This is a genomic window from Pseudomonas sp. LB3P81, assembly GCF_054897965.1.
Genome location: NZ_JBUBVG010000001.1, coordinates 4,083,903 through 4,105,158 on the forward strand (window position 1 = coordinate 4,083,903; position 21,256 = coordinate 4,105,158).

Here is a 21,256-nt window from a genome sequence, read left to right on the forward strand (position 1 = left end):
AGCTCCCTCGCCACAAAGTGAACGTCGTTGCGGGATTTCCGGTGCTGTATTCGTGGCTAATATCACTGAGGGACGCGTAGAAGACGCGTCCCGGCTCTTTAAGAGAATTAACGAATGACCCTGAAGACCATCGAAGGTACCTTCATCGCCCCTAAAGGCCGCTACGCTCTGGTAGTGGGCCGTTTCAACAGCTTCGTCGTTGAAAGCCTGGTCAGCGGTGCAGTTGATGCCCTGGTTCGCCACGGCGTGAGCGAAAGCGACATCACCATCATCCGTGCGCCTGGCGCCTTCGAAATCCCGCTGGTTGCGCAGAAAGTCGCTCAGAAGGGCGAGTTCGCAGCCATCATCGCTCTGGGCGCGGTCATTCGTGGCGGTACTCCGCACTTCGAATACGTGGCGGGCGAATGCACCAAGGGCCTGGCCCAGGTGTCCATGGAATTCGGCGTACCGGTTGCCTTCGGCGTGCTGACCGTTGATTCCATCGAGCAAGCCATCGAACGTTCCGGCACCAAGGCCGGTAACAAAGGTGCCGAAGCTGCCCTGTCCGCTCTGGAAATGGTCAGCCTGCTGGCGCAGTTGGAGGCCAAGTGATTAGCGACGATAGCGATCGTTTCAACCCGCGCGATCCAAAGCCTGCGGATGCCGGCAAGCCATCGAAAAGCGTCAAGCGTCGCGAAGCCCGTCAGCTCGCGACTCAGGCGCTGTACCAATGGCACATGGCCAAGCAGTCGCTGAACGAAATCGAAGCGCAGTTCCGGGTCGATAACGATTTCAGCGATGTCGACGGCGCCTACTTCCGTGAAATCCTGCATGGGGTTCCCGCGCAGAAGGACAAGATCGACGCCGCGCTCAAGCCTTGCCTGGACCTGACCATCGAAGAGCTGGACCCGGTTGAACTGGCGGTATTGCGCCTGTCCACCTGGGAACTGCTTGAGCGCGTCGACGTACCGTACCGCGTGGTGATCAACGAAGGTATCGAGCTGGCGAAAGTCTTCGGTTCCACCGACGGCCACAAGTTCGTCAACGGCGTACTCGACAAGCTGGCCCCGCGTCTGCGTGAAGCTGAAGTGAAGGCGTTCAAGCGCTGATTGGCGCTTGAACTCTTTGTCTCAGCCATGGGTGAGTTTGAGCTGATCCGCAATTTCTTCGCCGCCGCGCCTTGTGCGCAGGGCGGCGAGGGCGTTGCCCTCGGGATCGGTGATGACTGCGCCTTGCTCGCTGTTCCCCCGGGGGAACAGTTGGCGATTTCCACCGACACGCTGGTTGCCGGCGTGCATTTCGCAGACCCTTGCGACCCGTTTCTGCTCGGTCAGCGCTCGCTGGCTGTAGCCGTCAGCGACCTGGCTGCCATGGGCGCCACTCCTGTTGCCTTTACCCTTGCTCTGACCTTGCCTTCGGCGACCGCCGATTGGCTGCAAGCGTATGCCCGTGGATTGAATCTCATGGCGCAGAGCTGTGGCGTGGCGCTGGTGGGCGGCGATACCTCTCGTGGGCCGTTGAGCCTGACCATGACTGTGTTCGGGCGTGTGCCAAGTGGTTTGGCATTGACCCGCAGCGGTGCTCGGCCCGGTGACTTGCTGTGTGTCGGGGGTGAGCTGGGCAACGCCGCCGGTGCCTTGCCGCTGGTGCTCTGTCAGCGAACCGCCGAAGCGGCCATCGCCGATCCGCTGTTGGCGCATTACTGGTCGCCGCAACCGCAACTCGCGCTGGGGCAGGCGTTGCGCGGCAAGGCGACCTCGGCGCTGGACATCTCCGACGGCCTGCTCGCCGACTGCGGGCACATCGCACTCGCGTCGAAGGTCGGCATTCAAGTCGAACGGGAGCGGTTGCCGCTGTCGAAGGCTTTAGTGGCCTTCCTCGGTCAATCGGGCGCTGAAGACGCCGCCCTGAGCGGCGGAGACGATTACGTGCTGGCCTTCACCTTACCGTCCGTCGAGTTGCCGCAGATGGTGGCAGATGGCTGGCCGATCCATGTGGTCGGGCGTGTTGTGGCAGGGCAGGGCGTTGTGTTGCTGGATGCCGCCGGACAAGACATCACCCCGCAAACACGGGGCTATCAACATTTTCGGGAGACACCGTGACAGATCATCCCAAACAGGTTCCGGCGGAATTCGTACCGCCGTCGGTCTGGCGCAATCCATGGCATTTCCTGGCGTTCGGCTTCGGTTCGGGCACCTTGCCAAAGGCGCCGGGCACCTGGGGTTCGTTAGTTGCGCTACCCTTTATTCCGTTGTGGCAGATGCTGCCCGACTGGGGTTACTGGCTGATGCTGGGCATCACCATGCTGTTCGGCTTTTGGCTGTGCGGCAAAGTGGCCGACGATTTGCGGGTGCACGACCACGAAGGCATCGTCTGGGACGAAATGGTCGGGATGTGGATCACCCTGTGGCTGGTGCCGGAAGGCTGGTACTGGCTGCTCGCGGGTTTTGTGGTGTTCCGCTTCTTCGACATTCTCAAGCCGTGGCCGATTCACTGGATCGACCGGCATGTGCACGGCGGCGTCGGGATCATGCTCGACGACGTATTGGCCGGGGTATTTGCGTGGTTGGCGATGCAGGGGCTGGTATGGATTTTCGCCTGAGTGGCGGAGCAGGAGACTAGATGGCTCGACGCTGGTTGGCTGTGATGGGTTTCTCACTGTTTGCTTCGCTTGCCCAGTCGGGGGAGGCAGTGACGACGCCATCGGTAATTCATCTGGCCAGCGAAGACTGGGAAGACTACACCGCCGCCGATGGCCATGGCCTGGGTTGGGACGTGCTGCGCGAAGTCTTCGAGCCTGCCGGCGTCAAACTGGACATCCGGACCGAACCTTACATTCGCGCTATTGGCTTGACCCAGCGAGGCGAAGTGGACGCCTGTGTCGGTGGCTATCGCGATGAAGTCAGTGATCTGCTGTATCCGCGCTGGAATTACGACACCGATCACATCTACGCTCTGGGGCTGGCCAGTAATCCGGCGCCGACCCCGGAGACGTTGGGCAATTATCGACTGGCCTGGGTCCGCGGATACGAATTCCAGAATTACCTGCCCAACGTTAGCCGCTATAACGAAGTCGTTCGGCGCACCGGCATTCTGTCGATGCTGACCCACAACCGTGCCGACTACTACATCGACGCGCTGACCGAAGTGGATTACGTGCTCCGCCGGGCCAAGGATCCGTCCCAATTCCGGCGCACGCACATTGCGGAATTGCCGCTGTACCTGTGCTTTGCCAATACGCCCAAGGCGCGGAAGTTGATGGCGCTGTTCGACCAGCGAATGGAGGTGCTGGTCAAAAACGGCCGGCTGAAACCGATCTTCGAGCGCTGGAAACAGCCTTATCCGTTTGACACAAATTGATCATAGTTCCCTGTAGGAGCGAGCTTGCTCGCGAAGGACGAGAGGACGCCGCGAGCATCCAGACAGCCCTCGTCATCGTTAACGTCCATCGCGAGCAAGCTCGCTCCTACAAATTCTGCTGTGGGCCCGGAGATCAAACTTTTAGATCGTTATGCCCCATAATTCAGCCTAAGCGTCTGTAGGAACGTGCTGTTACAATGCCGCGTCTGCGAATCTCCAGTACCTATAGATCAGGAGCACACCGGTGCCTGTCGTTTTTGTCGCCGCTTCCAAGCTGCCAACGCCTTTTGCGCAATTCACCATGCACGGCTTTCTCGATGAAGAAAGCGGGCGCGAACACGTCGTGCTGAGCCTCGGTGAGTTCGACGACGGTGCCCCGGTACTCGGTCGGTTGCACTCCGAATGCCTGACTGGCGACGCCTTGTTCAGCCAGCGTTGCGACTGCGGCTCGCAACTTGAAGCCGCGTTGCAGGCCATCGCCCGTGAAGGCCGTGGCGTGTTGCTGTACCTGCGTCAGGAAGGCCGCGGCATTGGCCTGCTGAACAAGATCCGCGCCTATGAATTGCAGGACGGCGGCGCCGATACCGTTGAAGCCAACGAGCGTCTGGGCTTCGCCGCCGACCAGCGCGACTACGCCATGTGCCTGCCGATGCTTGAGCACTTGGGCGTGAAATCCCTGCGTCTGATGACCAACAACCCGCGCAAGGTCAAAGCCTTGACCGACATGGGTATCGTGGTCGCCGAGCGCGTGCCGCTGCACACCGGCCATAATCCGCACAACAAACTCTACCTGGCCACCAAGGCCAGCAAGCTCGACCACATGATGGGTAACGAGCATCAGGGTGAGGTAGACCGGGCGTGACCCGCGGTCAAGTGCGGCGGCGACTGTCCGTCAGCTGGTGGCAATACCTGGCGCTGGCGTTGTTGCCGCTCCTCGTCATCAACGGCGTATTCGGCCAGAGCGAGGCGCTTCTGCCGGTGTTGGCGATGCCATTATTCATTGCCGGTGTGGCGTCGATGTTTGTCAGTCTGAAGTTTTTCGGTGGCTACAAGCACGCGCTGATCGCCACCCAGAAAGCTCTCGATACCCCTGAAGAGCCCGCCGCGTGGATTGTCCTGGCTGCCAAGCGTCGTGCTGCGTTTCTGGCTGCTGGTTTGCCGGCCTGGATCGGTGCTTTGGCCGTCTTCGTTGGTCTTGAAGCGGTGCCGCTGGTGCTGTTGGCGCTGTCGACAACGGTGCTGTTCTACCTCTACCGTATCCCGCGTCAACTCGGCTGATGCGCCGCCTCGGGCTGGCGGTTTTGCTGCTGGTCGTCAGCGGCTCGGCTGTTGCGGTCGAGCGCGTCGTCAGCCTCGCGCCGTCTCTCTCTGAAATCTTGGTTGAACTGGGCTCGGCGGATTTGCTGGTCGGTGTGCTCGATGCTGGCGATCGTCCTGCTGAGCTCAAAGACCTGCCTTCCGTTGGCCGCTACGGTCAGTTGGACATGGAACGCTTGCTAAGCCTGAAACCCGATTTGCTGCTGCTCTGGCCCGGCAGCGTCGGTCCGGCGCAGCGTGAACAACTCAAGCGCTTGAACATCCCCACGTACGTCGCCGACCCCCACAACCTTGAACAATTGACCGTGCAAATCGAGGCGATCGCCGCGCAACTCGGCCGGCCCGAGCGTGGCGTGTCTTTGGCCAGCGATCTGCGGCAGCGCCTCGATGCACTGCGCCAGCGCTATCGACGGTACGAACCGTTGCGAGTGTTTTACCAGGTCTGGGATCGTCCGCTGTACACCGTCGGCGGCGGGCAGATAATCAGCGATGCGCTGGAAGTGTGCGGGGCGCGCAATGTGTTTGCCGACCTGACGCTGCCCGCGCCGCAGGTCAGTGTGGAGGCGGTGTTGCAGCGTAATCCCGAGGTGATTCTGGCCAGCGATCAGGCGCAGCTGGATGCGTGGAATGCGTGGCCAAATGTAGCTGCGGTGGCGCAAGGGCAATTGCGGCTGGTGACGGACAAGGGATTGGAGCGACCGAGTGGGCAGATGATTGAAGCGACGGCCAAACTTTGCCAAGTCATCGCGCCTGACCGCTAACCTGTGGCGAGGGAGCTTGCTCCCGCTGGGCTGCGAAGCGGCCCCAAATCTGTCAGTGAGTTACTTCAGATGGGACTGCGTCAGTCTGTTTTGCGACTGCTGCGCAGTCGAGCGGGAGCAAGCTCCCTCGCCACAATGTCCGGTGTCAGTTTTAGATTTCAGGCGTCCAGGTCACCCCGAACATCCACGCCCGACCTTCCTCGCGATACCCAAACTGACTGCCGTCATGGCTGTACAACGCCCGGCTGTAACCCTTGTCCAGCAAGTTATCGACCTTCAGCTCAAGCTTGATCTCACGATTCAGCTCCCAACTGCTGCGCAATCCCAGCAGCGCATACCCACCTAGCGGCTGCTGATTGTTCTCATCGTCATAACTGCTGCTCACCGCTTGCCAACTGGCGCCGAAACCCAGTCGATCGAACTGCCGATCCAGATCCAGGCTCAACGTGCGCCGTGCACGACGCGCCAGGGTATGGCCACTGTCGCGATCCCGCGGGTCGATGATCGCCACGCCGAGATTGCTCTGCCAGCCGAACAGTTCCTGCTTCAACGCCGCTTCAAATCCGTTGATCCGCGCCGAGGCGACGTTCTGCGGGCGGTCGTTGCTGCCGAAGATGATCGCGTCCTTGAGGTCGGTGCGATACAGCGAAGCTTCAAGGCGGCTGGTATCGGTTAGCTGACTGCGCCATTGCAGTTCGTAGCTTTTCGAGGTTTCAGGCTTCAGGTCCGGGTTGCTGTACTTCGGGTAGTACAAGTCGTTGAACGTCGGCGCGCGAAAGCCTTCGCTGTAGGTCAGCAGCACATCGTTGTCCGGGTTCAACGGCAGGGTGAACGTGCCGCTCCAGCTGTTCTGACTGCCGAACTGTTGGTTCTGGTCGCGGCGCAGGCCCAGTTCCGTGGAGAAGCTGTCCGCCTGATAGCGATGCTGGATAAACGCCGCGCGGTTCCAGCGGCTGTCCTCGTCAAACGCTGTGCTGCTGTTGATGCGGTCTTCGTACCAGTCACCGCCAAGGATCAGGCTGTTGCGCGCGTCGAGCGTCAGGTCGTTCTGCCAGTTCAGCGAATCGCGGTAGGTGTTGAACACGCCGCGTTCATCGCTGAGCTTGTCGGAGGTCTGTTCGCGGTTTTCGCTGTGGCCGAATTCGACGCGGGTTTTCCACAGGTCGTTGATGCGCGCATTGACGTAACTGCTGAGGCTGCTCACCGTGAATTCGTTGTAAGGCTGCTGCTGGACCGATTCAAAGGTGGTGGTATCGAAGCGGCCGAACGGGTTGTCGAATGCGCTTTTGCCACGGTTATCCAGCAGGTTCGCGCCGATTTCGATGTCATCGGTGAGGGCGTGACTCAGGCTCAAGCTCACCGACTTGTTGCGGTACTCATCGTGATCGCCGTCGCTCGGGTACGACTCGTGGGTGCGATTGATCCCGGCGGTTTCATCGAGACTGGCGCCGAGGTTGAAGCGGGTTTGCTCATCGCCCCCGGACAAGCCGAGGCTGCGCTCCCAGGTCTGATTGCTACCGAAGCCTGCGTGCAGGCGCGGTTGCAGGCCTTGTTCGACGCCACGGCGGGTGAAAATCTGGATCACCCCGCCAATCGCATCGCTGCCATAAATCACCGAGCGAGAACCGCGCAGGACTTCCACGCGCTCGACCTGTTCGATGTTGATGTGTTGCAGGTCGCTGTCGCCGGAAGTCGAATTGCCGATGCGTTGACCGTCCACCAGCACCAGGCTCTGCACCGACTTTGTACCCCGAATGTAAATCCCCGGCAGGCTACCGCGCCCGCCGGTTTGCCCGACTTGCACGCCGGGCACACGACGCAGCAAGTCGTTGACGCTGCTCGGTTGCAGACGGTCGATGTCGTCGCGGGTGAACACGGTGTTGGCGGCGCTACTGTCGTTGCGGGCTTCGACCTGGCGGTTGGCGCTGATCAGCACGTCGGGCAGTTTCAGGGCCTGATCGCGTTCGAAGGTGTCGGCCAGGAGTGGGCCGGACGGCAGAAGGGTCAGCGTCAGGGCGAGGGGAAAGTGTTTCATTGGCAGTCCGGTGGTACTTGGGGTGTACACAATTTTGATAACGCCACAAACCACTGTGGGAGCGGGCTTGCCCGCGAAGGCGTCGGCACATTCAACATTGATGTTGGGTGTGCCGGCCTCTTCGCGGGCAAGCCCGCTCCCACAGGGAGAGTGTGTTTAGCGGTTCAGCAGTTGCAGACGCTCGCGAATCGAAGCCTCGATCCCGGCTTCATCCAACCCACACTCGGCCAGCATTTGCGCAGGCTTGGCGTGCTCGACGTAGCTGTCCGGCAAGCCCAGGTGCAGCATCGACTTGAGGATGTTTTCCTGGGCGAGGAATTCGCTGACGGCGCCACCGGCACCGCCCATGATCGCGTTCTCTTCGATGGTCACCAGCAACTCATGGCTACCGGCAATCTCCCGAACCAGCTCTTCATCCAGCGGTTTGACGAAACGCATGTCGACCACGGTCGCATCCAGCGTCTCGGCGACTTTCAGTGCTTCGGCCAATTGCACACCGAACACCAGCAGGGCGACTTTGCTGCCCTGACGGCGGATCACACCTTTGCCGATCTCGATCGGTTGCAGGTCTTTCTCGATCGTCGCATTCGGGCCGCTGCCGCGCGGATAACGCACTGCTGCCGGGCCGTTGTACAGGTGGCCGGTGGTGAGCATTTTGCGCAGTTCGTTTTCGTCGCTCGGGGTCATCACCAGCATGCCGGGGATGCAGCGCAGGAACGACAGGTCGAAGCTGCCCGCGTGTGTCGGGCCGTCTTCGCCCACCAGACCGGCACGGTCGATGGCGAACAATACGTCGAGGTTTTGCACCGCGACGTCATGCACAAGCTGGTCGTAACCCCGTTGCAGGAACGTCGAATAAATCGCCACAACAGGTTTCGCGCCTTCGCAGGCCATACCAGCCGCGAAAGTGACGGCGTGTTGTTCGGCAATAGCCACGTCGAAATAGCGCAGCGGGAAACGCTCGCTGAAGGCCACCAGATCGGAGCCTTCCTTCATCGCCGGGGTGATGCCCACCAAGCGCGGATCGGCAGCAGCCATGTCGCACAGCCATTCGCCAAACACGCCGGAATACTTCGGCCCGCCGGCCTTTTTCGGCGCAGCGGCCGGTGCATCGACGGGTTCGAGTTTGGTTATCGCGTGGTAACCGATCGGGTCGACTTCCGCCGGAGCGAAGCCTTTGCCTTTCTTGGTGACGACGTGCAGGAATTGCGGGCCTTTCAGATCGCGCATGTTGCGCAGGGTGGCGATCAAAGTCGGCAGGTCGTGGCCATCGATCGGGCCGATGTAGTTCCAGCCCAGCTCTTCGAACAGCGTGCCGGGGACCAGCATGCCTTTGGCGTATTCTTCGGTGCGACGGGCGATTTCCCAGGCGCCGGGCAGCCGCGACAGGACCTTTTTGCTGCCCTCGCGCATGCTCGCGTAGGTGCGGCTGGAAAGGATTTTCGCCAGGTAATTCGACAAGCCACCGACGTTGCGCGAGATCGACATGTCGTTGTCGTTCAAGATCACCAGCATGTTGGCGTTCACTTCCGGCGCATGGTTCAGCGCTTCGAAGGCCATGCCGGCGGTCAACGCGCCGTCGCCGATCACGGCGATCGCCTTGCGATCACTGTTCTGCAGGCGGGCGGCAATGGCCATGCCCAGCGCAGCGCTGATCGAAGTACTGGAGTGGCCGACGCCAAAGGTGTCGTACTCGCTCTCGGAACGACGCGGGAAAGCGGCGACGCCGTCCTTCTGGCGCAGGGTGCCCATGCGCTCGCGACGGCCGGTGAGGATTTTGTGCGGATAGGCCTGATGACCCACGTCCCACACCAGCCGGTCGTCCGGGGTGTCGAAGACGTAATGCAACGCGATGGTCAGCTCGATGACGCCCAGGCCTGCACCGAAATGCCCGCCGGTCTGACCGACCGTGTAGAGCAATTCCAGGCGCAACTCATCGGCCAGGGTTTCCAGCTCGGCTTCGCCTAACCGGCGCAGGCCGTCCGGCGTGTTGGCACGGTCGAGCAGGGGCGTGGTCGGGCGCTTGCGGGGAATCTCATGAAACGTCGTGGGCATCAGGCGAATCGTTATAGGTATAAAAGATGCGGCAGTTTACCTGATGCATCGCCCCCTGCCCACGCGTTGGTTTTTTTTGGCGGATACGCCGTCAGCTGCGGCGGTCGACGATATAACGGGCCAGATCGCGCAACGGCTCGGCGGCCGCGTCAAACGGTCGCAGCGCATGCAGGGCCTGATCGCGCAGTTCCAGGGCGTAGGCTTTGGCCGCTTCGAGGCCGAGCAGGGCCGGGTAGGTTGGCTTGTCGCGAGCGATGTCGGCGCCCTGGCGTTTGCCGAGGGTTTCGGTGTCACTTTCGACGTCGAGAATGTCGTCCTGCACCTGAAACGCCAGGCCGATGGCCTGTGCATAAGTCTGCAGGGATTTCAGTTCGTCCTTTTCGGCACGGCCGCTGGCCAGTGCGCCGAGTTTGACGCTGACCTCGATCAGCGCACCGGTCTTGTGCCGGTGCATGGTTTCGAGGGCTTTTTGATCGAGTTTCAGACCTACCGAACCCAGGTCGATGGCTTGACCGCCGACCATACCTGCCGGGCCGGCCGCCAACGCCAATGCGCTGACCATTTGCAGGCGGATTTCAGCATCTGACGAACTCAGGCGCGGGTCGAGCAGGGCGCTGAAGGCCAGGCTCTGCAAGCCGTCGCCGGCCAGGATCGCGCAGGCTTCATCGAATTTTTTGTGGGTGGTTGGCTGGCCGCGACGCAGGTCGTCGTCGTCCATCGCCGGCAGATCGTCGTGAACCAGCGAATAAGCGTGGATCAGCTCCACCGCGCAGGCTGCGCCGTTGGCTTGCTCAGCCTTGCCGCCCAACGCTTCGCACGCTGCGTAGGCCAAGAGAGGGCGCACGCGTTTGCCGCCGTTCATCACGCTGTAGCGCATGGCTTCGTACAGCCGCGCGAGCTCGGGGCTTGGCGCGTTGAACAAGGTTTCCAGTGCCGCATTGACGAGGGCCTGGCTGGTCGCCGAATACGCTGCGATCATTCTGGCTGATCCGCGTCGAAGGGTTCCTCGGCCAACTCGCCATCACGCTCGAGCAGCACTTGAACCTTCTGCTCGGCCTGGGCCAGCGCTGCCTGGCAATCGCGGGTCAGACCGATGCCCTGCTCGAAAGCCGTCAACGAGTCTTCCAGCGACAATTCGCCGTTCTCCAGTCGCTCCACCAGCGTTTGCAGGTCAGCGAGGGATTGTTCGAAATCCAGTGCAGCTTTTTTGCGGGCCATGGCGGCTATTTCCGGTTGACGTTAAACCGGCGCGACACTAGCAGACATGGGGGTTATGGGCAAATGAGGGCATTGTCTGCTGCGCAGTCGGTCGGAGCGCATATCCATTGCTACGGTAACGGCTGATATCGGTTCCGCCCTTATGGCGGGTTACTTGGAAAAGCGCCAAGTAACCAAGCGCTTTTGCCCCTATCGTTCGGTGCCTCGCTCCGGTCCTGCTCCGTGGGCCCGCCGCGATCGGCCATCCATGGCCGTGCGCGGCTAACCCGGCATCCATGCCGGGTTGCCCACTGCGCAGAACCTGCGCTCGGCCTCTCGAGGGGGCGATGCATCAAGATCAAAAGCTGCAGGCGAGCTAACGCTCGACCTGATGAGTGGTGAAAAGCGAAAGCGTACGCGGATCCCTGTAGGAGCGGGCTTGCTCGCGAAAAGCGCCTGGACACCGCGTTCATTCAGACAGCACGCGTTATCGTTCACGTCCATCGCAGGCAAGCCAGCTCCCACAGGGGAACGCGTACGAGCAAAGAGACAGGTCGGCTGGCAGGCCGCCTCGGCTGCTGTGGCGGTAGTCGCCCCCTCGAGAGGCCGAGTGGAGGTTCTGCGCAGTGGGCAACCCGGCATGGATGCCGGGTTAGCCGCGCACGGCCATGGATGGCCGATCGCGGCGGGCCCACGGAGCAGGACCGGAGCGAGGGCATGCCGAGCCCTAGCGAGGCACCGAACGAAAGGGGCAAGAGCCCTTGGTTACTTGGGGCTCTTCCAAGTGACCCGCCGTAAGGGCGGAACCAATATCAGCCGTTGCCGCAGCAATGGATATGCGCTCCGACCAAAAAATCCAGGCCGCCTCCGCGAGCAGGCGACTCGCCCAAGCAACAGTTCTGGGACCAATCGCAAGACCATACCGCGATCTGTTTTCTTGAGTGAACGATGGGGATTATTCGGCTCATTTGGTGAGCCGAATAAGGCCGCTATTCGGCTCACACCCAACAATCATCGTGATATCCCCCGCAATTCAAGAGGTATCCGATTGTTAATAACCCGCCAAATGGCTAACCTTCGCGCCTTATACGACCCATTAGTCACGGGTCTTTCTGACGAAACGCAGTTTTTGGATCTGTAACGCGCCGAGGATCAGGCGCAAGGTTTCGTTATGCATGGCAGGAGGCCTCACATGCGTTCATTTTTTCTATTCCTGATGGGGTGGGTCTGCGCGACCGCTGCCTGGGCCGAGCCGACGGCCGAGCTGTCGGAACCGGTGGGCGGCTGGCGCTACAACGGCCTGCTGGACCGCAGTGAAAATCCGCAAGTCGCCTATCCCACACCGCCTATCGACCGAGGTGTGCAGCGCAATCGCACGATGATCGAAGGCCAGCTCAAGGCCATCGGCACTCAGCGCGGGCCGCACACGCTGGCGGTCAACGGCAATCCACTGAATCTGTACACCGACGACCAAGGGCGTTTCGCCCGGCCGTACGCATTCGGCGCGGGCTCCAACAGCGTCGAAGTGCGCAGTGTCGAAGGCCAGTCGCTCAAACGCGTTCAATTCTATGAAGCCAACAACCTGCGCATCCCGGCGCGGATTCGCGTGGTGCTGGGCTGGGACGATCCGAAAGCCGAACTCGACCTGCACATCATTACCCCCGACGGTCAACACGCGTTCTGGGCTCGCCCTGCGATGAGCAACGGCGGCGGCCTGGACCCGGACGGCGTCGACGGTCCCGGCCCGGAAATGTTCACCATGACCGCGCCGCTGCATGGCACCTATCTGGTTTACGTCAACTATTGGGGCAACTTCGGCAGCGGCGGCTATAACTTCGATGAGACCAGCAACCAGAACGAGGTGATCACCTCGCAAATCAACCTGGTGCTTAACGAAAACACCGTCGACGAAAAACGCGAGACCTTCATCGTGCCCCTGCGCGCGATCGGTGACCTGCTGCTGGTCAAGACTTTCAACTATTAAGCATCCCGCACCACGGATGAATTGGGTTTTGTTAAATGAGCGATAACACTGTATCCCCGGCCGCCGACGCACCTGCTGCCAAACCTTCCCGGCGTTGGCCGTTGCTGCTGGTCGGGCTGGTCCTGGTGGCGGGCGTGGCGGGCGGGTTGGGCTGGTTCATGCACAAACCCAAGACGCCGCCCGCGGAGTTGGTTAGCGACAAACTGGGCATGAGCCGCCCGGACGGTTTGCTCGAAACCCATTCCTTGAGCCAATTGCCCAAGGACTTGCTGGCGGTGCCGTTCCTCAAGGAAACCCTGACCGAAGATTTCGTCTTCTATTACGAAACCCATGCCGATCGCCTCGGCTTGATCGGCAGTCTGCGACGGATCATTTACGAACATGACTTGAAGCTGCAGGACAGCCTGATCGAACAGCTTTTCGATCAACCGGCGGACGTGGCGCTGTGGCGCGGGGCGGATGGTCGGCTGAAAGACTTTTTGTTGGTGATGGATCGCGGTGGTCTGGCCAAAGTGCTGGAGCCGCTGGCCAAAGTGGCGCTGGATGATTCGCAGCTGACCCAACTCGGTGAAATCAAGGTTGCCGGCGATGTGGTGCCGCTGTATCAGCTCACCTACAACAACAGCAAAGCGCTGGTGTTCGCGTCCCATGGCGACAAGCTGGTGGTGCTGTCGAATCCTTCGAAACTGTATGACACCGGCCACGGCCCGACCGATGAGCGCGGCATGGTTTCGACTCAATCCCTGGAAGCACTGCTCGGCGGTCAGAAGCTGTTCCCCGAAGCCTTCGGCCTGCCGCCCCGAGCGCCTGAAGTGAAACAACGCCTCTCGGTCAATTCCAGCGTCCTGGCCATGGGTTACCAGCGTTTCATCCCGAACTTCTCCGGCCTGCGCTTCGACATGGACGACAAGGGCTGGCACAGCTTCCTCGCCATGGACGAACTGGAAAACCAGCCGGACTTCGATTTCAAACCGATCTGGCAAGCCATGCCGATGGGCGCCAGCGCTTGCGTGGCCTTGCCACTCGCCGCCGAACAGCAGAAACCGTTGCTGGTGAAACTCGGCGCCGAAGAAACCGTAGCCCAAGCATTGACCGAACACATGGCCGGTGCCGCCGGCCTGTGCTGGTACGCCGATTCGCGGCTGTACACACCGCTGCTGGTGGCCAGTCTGAATGACGACGACAGCGCCAAACTTGACGGTGACCTGGGCGACTTGTTCAGCTCGATGGTCGGCGCCTACGAAGGTAACGTCGAAGAACACGCGTTCCCTGTGGTGGAAAAACAGGAAGGTGAAAACCACCAATGGCAGCGTCAGGTCAGCTCCAGCTTCGGCCCTTACAAAGCCAAGGACGCCGAGGACCCGGACGCGATCACCGGCAAGGCCTTCATGAAAGTCAGCCTGGCGCGTCACGGTTCGACGCTGCTGTTTTCCCTCGACGACAAGCTCGTGGACAAGGCCCTCGGCACCCTCGACAAACGCTTCCCGCCGATGGCCGACGTGGTGCCGAAAGACCTGCTGATGCCGGTCTACTTCGGTCCGGATTCCATGGCGCAGCTGATGCAGCAGGAAACCCTCGACAGCCTGCCGCAGGACATGGAACCGGTCTTCTACAACGCCGCGCAAACCTACCTGATCCCGAAACTGCGCAAGCTCGGCGGCTACGGCAAATATGCCCTGACCTTGCCCGAAGGCAGCGAGCCCGACGGCCACTGGCAGTGGCTGCCGCTGGAATGGAAAGCCCTGTGACCGCACTCATCCGAGGCCTCGGCCTGCTGGCAATGTTGCTGGGCAGTCGCGCATTTGCCACTGAAGCCGCACCGCTCGACGTGCAGCAATCCCAGGTGTTCCGCGCCTGGTTCGTGCGCATCGCCCAGGAACAATTGACCCAAGGCCCGAGCCCGCGCTGGTATCAGCAGGACTGCGCCGGACTGGTCCGTTTCGCCGCCAACGAAGCGCTGAAAGTCCATGACGACAAATGGCTGCGCAGCAATGGCCTGTCCAACCGCTACCTGCCGCCGGAGCTGCAATTGAGCGAGGCGCAACGCGGTCTCGCTCAGCAATGGCAGCAGGGCGGCGGCAAGGTCGGGCCGTACGTCAACGCAATCAAACTGATTCAGTTCAACAGTCGTCTGGTTGGCCGCGATCTGGCGCAAGCCCGGCCCGGCGACCTGATGTTTTTCGATCAGGGCGACGACCAGCACCTGATGATCTGGATGGGCCGCTTCATCGCCTATCACACTGGCACCACCACTCCCACTGACAACGGCATGCGATCCGCGAGCCTGCAGCAACTCATGACATGGAAGGAAACCCGATGGATACCCGACGCAGCCAACCCCAACTTCATCGGCGTCTATCGACTGAACTTTCTCTCCCAATGACCGGTGCCCGCATGTTGCGCTTTCTGTCCCTACTGTTGGTATTGGTTCTGCCTTTTTCGGCAGTGAATGCCGAAGACACCGTCGAACCGAGCGGCTACACGCCGGTGGCCGGTGAAAGCTTTTTCCTGCTGGCCGACAGCAGTTTCGCCAGCGACGAACAGGCGATGGTCCGTCTCGAAGCGCCGGGCCGCGACTATCGCCGCTTCCGCATGGAGCCTTACGGCGGCGCCGACATTCGCGTGTACCGCATCGACAAACCGCTGGATTTCCTCAAGCGCCAGAAGAACCTGCACCGCGTGGTCAGCGACGGCCAGTTCAAGGGCGAAGGACTGTCGAACACCCTCGCGTACCTGTGGGACAACTGGTATCGCAAATCCCGTCGCGTGATGCAGCGGGCGTTTTCCTACGAGTCGCGCAAACAAGTCACCGAGGAAGTGCCGGAACTGAAGATGGGCACCGCGATTGCCGCGCCAACGCCTTACGACGCACAGCCGCAATTCGCGCTGATTCCGGGCCTGCCGGTGGTCAGTCAATTCCGTTATCCGCTGTGGCAAGCCAAACCGATCCAGCCGCCTACCGGCGTGAACCTGGCCGGTTCTTCCAGTGAGTTCGTCACTGTCGCGCCGGGCAATGTGTACATCCCGTTGGGCAATCTGAAACCGGGCCTGTATCTGGTGGAAGCGCTGATCGGCAAGTACCGTGCGACTACCATGGTCTTCGTCTCCAACACAGTGGCTGTCAGCAAGATCGCCGGTGATGAACTGGTGGTCTGGGCTGCGCGTAAACACGAAGGCAGTTCGGTGCCGAAGGTGAATGTGCTGTGGACTGATGGCCTCGGCGTGATGAGCAGCGGTGCCACCGACACCGACGGTTTGCTGCGCCTGAAACACGTCAGCCCTGAGCGTTCGTTCGTGATCGGCGAGGACGAAGAGGGCGGGGTGTTCGTCTCCGAGAACTTCTATTACGACAGCGAAATCTACGACACCAAACTCTATGCCTTCACCGACCGACCGCTGTATCGGCCGGGGGATTGGGTATCGTTGAAAATCGTCGGTCGCGAGTTCAAGAACGCGCGCGATTCGGTGTTGCCGACCGCTGCCGACGTCAACGTGACCGTGCTCGACGCCACGGGCACCGCGCTGCAATCGCTGGCGCTGAAACTGGATTCCAAGGCCGGCACCCAAGGCCGTTTCCAGTTGCCGGACAACGCGGTGGCGGGCGGTTATGAACTGCGTTTCAGCTACAAGGATCAGGCCTACAGCAGCGCCTTCCGCGTCGCCGAATACATCAAGCCGCACTTCGAAATCTCGCTGAACCTGGCCAGACAGGATTACCGCACCGGCGAGCCGGTGAAAGGCAGTTTGGTGCTGCTGTACCCCGACGGAAAACCGGTGGCCGATGCCAAGTTGACCCTGAGCCTGCGTGCCCAGCAACTGTCGATGGTCGATAACGAGCTGCAATACCTCGGGCAATTTCCGGTGGAACTGACCAGCACCGAACTGACCACCGATGCCAAGGGCAACGCGACCCTCGACCTGCCCGCTGCCGAGAAACCGAGCCGTTACATGCTCACCGTGTTTGCCAGCGATGGCGCGGCGTATCGGGTCAGGACCACCAAGGAAATCCTCATCGACCGGGGCGCGGCGAGTTTCCGCTTGAGTGCGCCGCAGCGGTTCAGTGCGGTGGGCGACAAGGTGGCGTTCAACTATCTGAATGAGGGTGGCAGCGAGCAAAGCAAAGCGGTCACGCCGAGTAGCTACAGCTGGGTGCGTCTGGAGGATCAGTCCACTGGCGAAGGCAAACTGGCTTCAAGCGATAAAGCCTTCACCTTGGCCTTCGACCGTCCCGGCACTTACAACCTGACGTTGAAGGATGAGCACGGCCGCGTGGTCGGCGCGACAGGCCATTCGGTGACCGGTGACGGCGTCAAAGCCGTGCCCGGCACCGTGGAAATCGTCCTCGATAAACCCGAGTACAAGGCGGGCGACGAAGCCCTCGCGTTGATCACTTTCCCGGAGCCCGTCAGCGATGCCTTACTGTCGCTGGAACGCGACAAAGTCGAGGCCATGGCGCTGCTGTCCAAGGGCGGCGACTGGTTGAAGATGGAAAAACTCAGCGACACCCAATACCGCGCGCGCATTCCGGTAAAGGACAACTTTGCGCCGAATCTGACCTTCTCCGTGCTCTACACCAAAGGCGGTCAATACAGCTTCCAGAATGCCGGGATCAAGGTGATTGCGCCGCAGATCGACGTGACCATCGCCACCGACAAAGAGGCATACCAACCGGGTGATACCGTGTCCGTCGATCTCACTACCCAGTTCGCTGGCAAGCCGATTCCGGCGCACCTGACGGTCAGCGTGGTCGATGAAATGGTCTACGCGCTGCAACCGGAAGTCGCGCCGACCATCGACCAGTTCTTCTACCACCCGCGCCGTAACAACGTGCGCACCAGCGCCAGTTTGTCGTTCATCAGCTACGACGTCGCATTGCCGGGCAGCCCCGGCGCGCCGGGCAAAGCCAATCGCAGCGAACGTGGCGTGAAAGTGCTGGAGCGGCCGCGTCGCGAAGACGTCGACACCGCCGCGTGGCAACCGGAATTAATCACCGACGCCAATGGCAAAACCCGCTTCACCTTCAAAATGCCGGACTCGCTGACCCGTTGGCGCATCACTGCCCGGGCCATCGCCGATGACGGTCAGGTCGGGCAGAAGAAGCAATTCGTGCGCTCGGAAAAACCGCTGTACCTGAAGTGGAGCGGCCCGACCAAATTCCGCACGGGCGACAAACCGGATCTCGGTGTGTTCGCCTTCAGTCAGGCCGAAAAACCGGTCAAGGCTGAGCTGGTGACTCATTACGCGGGCGCAGAACAGCGCGTGCCCGTCACCCTGAACAACGGCATCAACTACATCGCGCTGCCGGCGTTTGCGTTGGCCACTGGTGAGTGGACTGCCGAGCTGGTCCAGGACGGCAAAACCGCCGACGCCCTGGCCGTGCGCCTGACCGCGACCGGCGAAGGTTGGCAGGTCACGCAAAGCCAAAGTCTGGACGTGGCCAGCGGCGATACACCGCTGACCTTACCGGCGGACGCAACGGACATTCGTCTGCGTCTGGATGACAGTCCGCAAGCGCTGTTCCGTTCGGCCCTCGATGATTTGTTGAGCTATCCGTACGGTGGTGTCGAGCAGACGGCCAGTCGTTTGCTGCCGTTGAGCATCGCGTACCCGACCTTGTCGTCGAACCCGCAGATCCGTGATCGCCTGCGTCTGATTATGCAAAACAGCCGTCTGCGACTGGTGCAAATGGCCGGGCCTTCGGCGAGCTTCACCTGGTGGGGCATGGACGGTGAGCCGGATGCGTTCCTCACCGCGTACGCCTACTACGCCGACTGGCACGCCAGCAAAGCGCTGGAGCTGAGCCTGCCGCCGGAGCATTGGCAGCGGGTGCTGGAGGTGTATTCGAAGCAGGCGCAAAACACGCCGCTGTTGCAGCGAGCGCTGATCCTGTCGTTCGCCAAACAGATGCAATTACCGGTGAACACTTTGCTCAGCGGATTGATGGATGATCTGGCGAAAGCGGGCGAGGGCAATGCCGCGAATCTGATGGAAGGTGGCGAAGACAGCATTGTCATGAGCGATCCGGATTCGGCGTTGGGTCTGGCGGCGGCGCGTGCGTTGACCGCTTCTTTGGCGACGCAATCGAAGGTCAACCTGCCGGATGTTTTCAATCGGCAAGTGGCCGATGCGCAACAGCGTCTGGCCGTCAGCTCTCAACCGTTTGCCGAAGCGTTGAACCTGTCGCTGCAAGCCTTCGATCAGGCTCACGCGCAAGCGTTGTTGCAACGGTTGCTGCCACAACAATCGACGCTGGAACGCGCGTTGGCGCTGACCTGGTTGCAACGCAGCATCGAGCAGGCTTCGCCCACCATCGCATTGGCACCGGGTGAAGGCTGGAAGAAAAACTACGGTGATACCGGTGAGATGTATTGGACGTGGCAGGGCGCTGCGCCCGTGCCTGCGGTGTTGTCGCTGACCGGGACGCAAGAGCGCCCGTTGCGTGCAGCGTTGAGCTTCCAGACCAAACAGCCGCCGGTTGATCCGATGGCGGTGACCATCACCCGTCGCTTGTCGCGATTGGTGCCGGGTGACGAAGCCTTCACTTTCAAACTCGAAGTGGTCGGCACCAAGCCGTTGTCCAGCGACAGTCTGTATCTGGACGAAGTGATCATCACCAGCAAAGCCGCGAAACCGCTGCGCTACGGGATGATCGAAGTGCCGCTGCCGCCGGGCGCCGATGTCGAGCGCACCACGTGGGGCATCAAGTTGATGGGTAAGGCCGGCACTGAACCGACTGCGCTGGAGAAGGCGCGCTTCGAACCGGGGCAGATGGCTTACGCGATTCCGGTGGATGCCTTGAGCGGCGAATTGCGGCTGCGTCATCTGGTGCGCTTCTCGCAGAAAGGCCAGTTCAACCTTCCGCCGGTGCGCTTCACTCAGGTCTACGCGCCACAGCACCAGGCTCAGGAGCAGAAACCGGCGCTTGGTCAGGTCACGGTCAACTGACATGACCCGACTTTTGGTCTGGGGGTTGTTGTGCTTGATTCCTGCGCTGGCGACAGCGCAGGACGAGCCGCTGCGTCTGGGCTTCAAAGGTGAACTGCTTTCGTTGAGCCGGACTCAGGTGATTTCTCGCGAGCCGTTGCCTGACTCTTTGCAGACGCCGTTGGGTAGTTTGTGGAAGTTGTTTGTTTACGGCTGGCTGGTGGATACCGGCGCCCATGAATCGCCTTATGAATGCCGCGGACAGTCGAAAGAAGAAGTTTATTGCTGCACGGCTGGCGGCAAGATTGAACGTGATCAGGCGCTGGTGAAGTCGTGCGGGTTGTATTTTGAGCCTGCGCGGTTGGGCATTACTGGCGCAGATTGGCGCACGTATTGGCAGGCGCGGAAGGCGCCTGATTGGATGCTGGATTTGACTTCGTTGCAGCCATCCACGCGAGTTTCGGTGGCTGAATTGCTCAAGGCGTTGGTCGTGATGCCGGCGCAGGATCAGGCGCGGCGGGTATTGCTGGATGTAGTGTTGAGTGCGGCTGACGGTAATGTCGTGGGCGAACTCGGTGGGCGGTTGCGGGTAAAAACCTGGAGCTGGTTGGGGGATCAGGATCCGTCGTCGCGTCAGGGAGGTTTTGCGGGGTGGCTGGCGGATGGCACGCCGATCTGGGCCGGTGGGCGCGGAACCAGTCAAATGGTTCTGCGCAATTACGGTCAGGCGTTGTCTTCAGTGTTGCCGGTTGATTGGCCTTTGGATGCGGGGCGCTGCGTTGAAGTCGGATTGTTTTCCCGCTATCCGATCGGGCGCGTTCTGGCGGGGGATCGTGTTGTTTCTTCCGGGCCGATGCAGGGCGACTTTCGCGTCGAATTCACCAACGGCAACCAGCTCGATATCCACAGTGACGGCGAACTGTTTTTGTTGAAGGACAAGCTCGTCGCCCGCCTGGACCGCGAAGAGTACGTCGCCCGCGTCCTTCAACGGGAAGCCAGACCCGAACCTGCCGAAGCCGCCAAAGCCCTCGCCATCGCCATCCGCACCTACCTTCTGCAAAACGCCACCCGCAACGGTGACTGCCTGAGCATCGACGACAGCAGCAGCCGCCAACGCGTCGCCCCACGCCCTGCCACGACCGAATCGCGCAACATCGCCGCGTGGACCAGCGACCTCGTTCTCGCCGGCAGCGCCGTCACTTACCACTCCGACCAGCCCGGCCCGGACAAACTCTCATGGCAGCAAGCCGTCGAGCAAGCCAACGCCGGCCAACGCTACGACGCCATCCTGCTGCACGCCTACCCGCGCGCGAGCCTCAGCCGCTGGGACAACCCCGTCGCTTCCTGCGAAGCGCTGCCTGCCGCGCAGGACTGGCTGCAAACCCAACGCCGCGGCTGGCGCCAACGCCTTGAAAGCGAAACCGGCTACAACGAAGTCAGCACGTTCGCCGTCTGCCGCCTTGCCTTCGGCCGCCCGTACGTCGACCGCGAACGCCAGCGCATTTATGTGCGCGGCGTGCTGTCGCTGCAAGACCGCCTCGACCTGACCCACGAATACCTGCACCTGGCCTTCGACGCACACCCCAACGGCCAGGATGAAACCTACATCGAAGGGCTCGCCCGCCACCTCTTGCTGGAATAGGC

General features: G+C 61.3%; 18 protein-coding genes. 13 read left to right on the top strand and 5 right to left on the bottom strand.

Translation table 11 applies throughout. From position 1 onward, the window contains the following. Positions 1-114: 114 nt before the first annotated feature. The 8 genes from ribH (at position 115) to ACYZTL_RS18915 (ending at position 5,417) form a co-directional block, all read left to right on the top strand. On the top strand, positions 115-591 hold the full coding sequence (gene ribH / locus ACYZTL_RS18880) for a 6,7-dimethyl-8-ribityllumazine synthase (RefSeq protein ID WP_003228649.1): 477 nt from the start codon (positions 115-117) through the stop codon (positions 589-591). Next, positions 588-1,088 carry a transcription antitermination factor NusB gene (nusB, locus tag ACYZTL_RS18885; RefSeq protein ID WP_214379096.1) on the top strand — a complete coding sequence of 167 codons (501 nt, stop codon included), beginning with the start codon at positions 588-590 and terminating at the stop codon, positions 1,086-1,088. Before ribH ends, nusB begins: the two co-directional genes overlap by 4 nt. Positions 1,089-1,115: 27 nt before the next feature. After that, entirely contained in the window at positions 1,116-2,081 is a 966-nt protein-coding gene (gene thiL / locus ACYZTL_RS18890; RefSeq protein WP_461953026.1) for a thiamine-phosphate kinase, read from the top strand. Further along, positions 2,078-2,581, top strand: coding sequence for a phosphatidylglycerophosphatase A family protein (locus ACYZTL_RS18895; RefSeq protein WP_131062001.1), 504 nt, complete (start codon positions 2,078-2,080; stop codon positions 2,579-2,581). The genes thiL and ACYZTL_RS18895 overlap by 4 nt, the downstream gene beginning before the upstream one ends. 20 nt (positions 2,582-2,601) lie before the next feature. Beyond that, positions 2,602-3,339, top strand: coding sequence for a substrate-binding periplasmic protein (locus ACYZTL_RS18900; protein WP_461953027.1), 738 nt, complete (start codon positions 2,602-2,604; stop codon positions 3,337-3,339). Positions 3,340-3,583: 244 nt separating this feature from the next. Beyond that, positions 3,584-4,201: a GTP cyclohydrolase II gene (gene ribA / locus ACYZTL_RS18905; protein ID WP_461953028.1), complete on the top strand. Its 618-nt coding sequence runs from the start codon at positions 3,584-3,586 to the stop codon at positions 4,199-4,201. Further along, the gene (locus ACYZTL_RS18910; RefSeq protein WP_461953029.1) at positions 4,198-4,617 is read left to right on the top strand and encodes an MFS transporter; all 420 of its coding nucleotides are present in this window, start codon (positions 4,198-4,200) and stop codon (positions 4,615-4,617) included. Before ribA ends, ACYZTL_RS18910 begins: the two co-directional genes overlap by 4 nt. Further along, positions 4,617-5,417: a cobalamin-binding protein gene (locus ACYZTL_RS18915; protein ID WP_461953030.1), complete on the top strand. Its 801-nt coding sequence runs from the start codon at positions 4,617-4,619 to the stop codon at positions 5,415-5,417. Before ACYZTL_RS18910 ends, ACYZTL_RS18915 begins: the two co-directional genes overlap by 1 nt. A gap of 151 nt (positions 5,418-5,568) precedes the next feature. Here the strand turns inward: ACYZTL_RS18915 and ACYZTL_RS18920 are convergent, their stop codons facing one another. The 4 genes from ACYZTL_RS18920 to ACYZTL_RS18935 all read right to left on the bottom strand — a co-directional run bounded on the left by ACYZTL_RS18920 (position 5,569) and on the right by ACYZTL_RS18935 (position 10,725). Further along, a complete protein-coding gene (locus ACYZTL_RS18920; RefSeq protein ID WP_461953031.1) occupies positions 5,569-7,452 on the bottom strand; it encodes a TonB-dependent receptor domain-containing protein in 1,884 nt (627 codons plus the stop codon). Positions 7,453-7,608: 156 nt separating this feature from the next. Further along, entirely contained in the window at positions 7,609-9,507 is a 1,899-nt protein-coding gene (gene dxs, locus ACYZTL_RS18925; protein ID WP_461953032.1) for a 1-deoxy-D-xylulose-5-phosphate synthase, read from the bottom strand. Positions 9,508-9,598: 91 nt separating this feature from the next. Next, complete coding sequence (ispA, locus tag ACYZTL_RS18930) at positions 9,599-10,486, bottom strand: (2E,6E)-farnesyl diphosphate synthase (protein WP_461953033.1); 888 nt, start codon at positions 10,484-10,486, stop codon at positions 9,599-9,601. Continuing rightward, complete coding sequence (locus ACYZTL_RS18935) at positions 10,483-10,725, bottom strand: exodeoxyribonuclease VII small subunit (protein ID WP_007894317.1); 243 nt, start codon at positions 10,723-10,725, stop codon at positions 10,483-10,485. The genes ispA and ACYZTL_RS18935 overlap by 4 nt, the downstream gene beginning before the upstream one ends. Positions 10,726-11,896: 1,171 nt before the next feature. Between ACYZTL_RS18935 and ACYZTL_RS18940 the strand changes: the two genes are divergently transcribed. Genes ACYZTL_RS18940 through ACYZTL_RS18955 form a run of 4 tightly spaced genes read left to right on the top strand, consistent with a single transcriptional unit; the run spans position 11,897 to position 19,633 of the window. Further along, positions 11,897-12,688 carry a YfaP family protein gene (locus tag ACYZTL_RS18940; protein ID WP_461953034.1) on the top strand — a complete coding sequence of 264 codons (792 nt, stop codon included), beginning with the start codon at positions 11,897-11,899 and terminating at the stop codon, positions 12,686-12,688. 35 nt (positions 12,689-12,723) lie between these two features. Then, positions 12,724-14,436, top strand: a complete 1,713-nt coding sequence (locus tag ACYZTL_RS18945; protein ID WP_461953035.1) for a DUF2138 domain-containing protein — start codon at positions 12,724-12,726, stop codon at positions 14,434-14,436. Then, positions 14,421-15,071, top strand: coding sequence for a DUF1175 domain-containing protein (locus ACYZTL_RS18950; protein ID WP_461953036.1), 651 nt, complete (start codon positions 14,421-14,423; stop codon positions 15,069-15,071). Before ACYZTL_RS18945 ends, ACYZTL_RS18950 begins: the two co-directional genes overlap by 16 nt. Then, positions 15,068-19,633 (top strand): alpha-2-macroglobulin family protein, encoded by a 4,566-nt coding sequence (locus ACYZTL_RS18955; protein ID WP_461954332.1) that lies wholly within the window; start codon positions 15,068-15,070, stop codon positions 19,631-19,633. Before ACYZTL_RS18950 ends, ACYZTL_RS18955 begins: the two co-directional genes overlap by 4 nt. Here the strand turns inward: ACYZTL_RS18955 and ACYZTL_RS18960 are convergent. After that, a complete protein-coding gene (locus tag ACYZTL_RS18960) occupies positions 19,626-19,931 on the bottom strand; it encodes a hypothetical protein (RefSeq protein WP_461954333.1) in 306 nt (101 codons plus the stop codon). The two genes, ACYZTL_RS18955 and ACYZTL_RS18960, sit on opposite strands and share 8 nt — an antisense overlap. On the opposite strand from ACYZTL_RS18960, the gene ACYZTL_RS18965 reads away from it, so the two are divergent. After that, on the top strand, positions 19,833-21,254 hold the full coding sequence (locus ACYZTL_RS18965) for a DUF2300 domain-containing protein (RefSeq protein ID WP_461954334.1): 1,422 nt from the start codon (positions 19,833-19,835) through the stop codon (positions 21,252-21,254). The two genes, ACYZTL_RS18960 and ACYZTL_RS18965, sit on opposite strands and share 99 nt — an antisense overlap. The last annotated feature ends 2 nt before the right edge of the window (positions 21,255-21,256 follow it).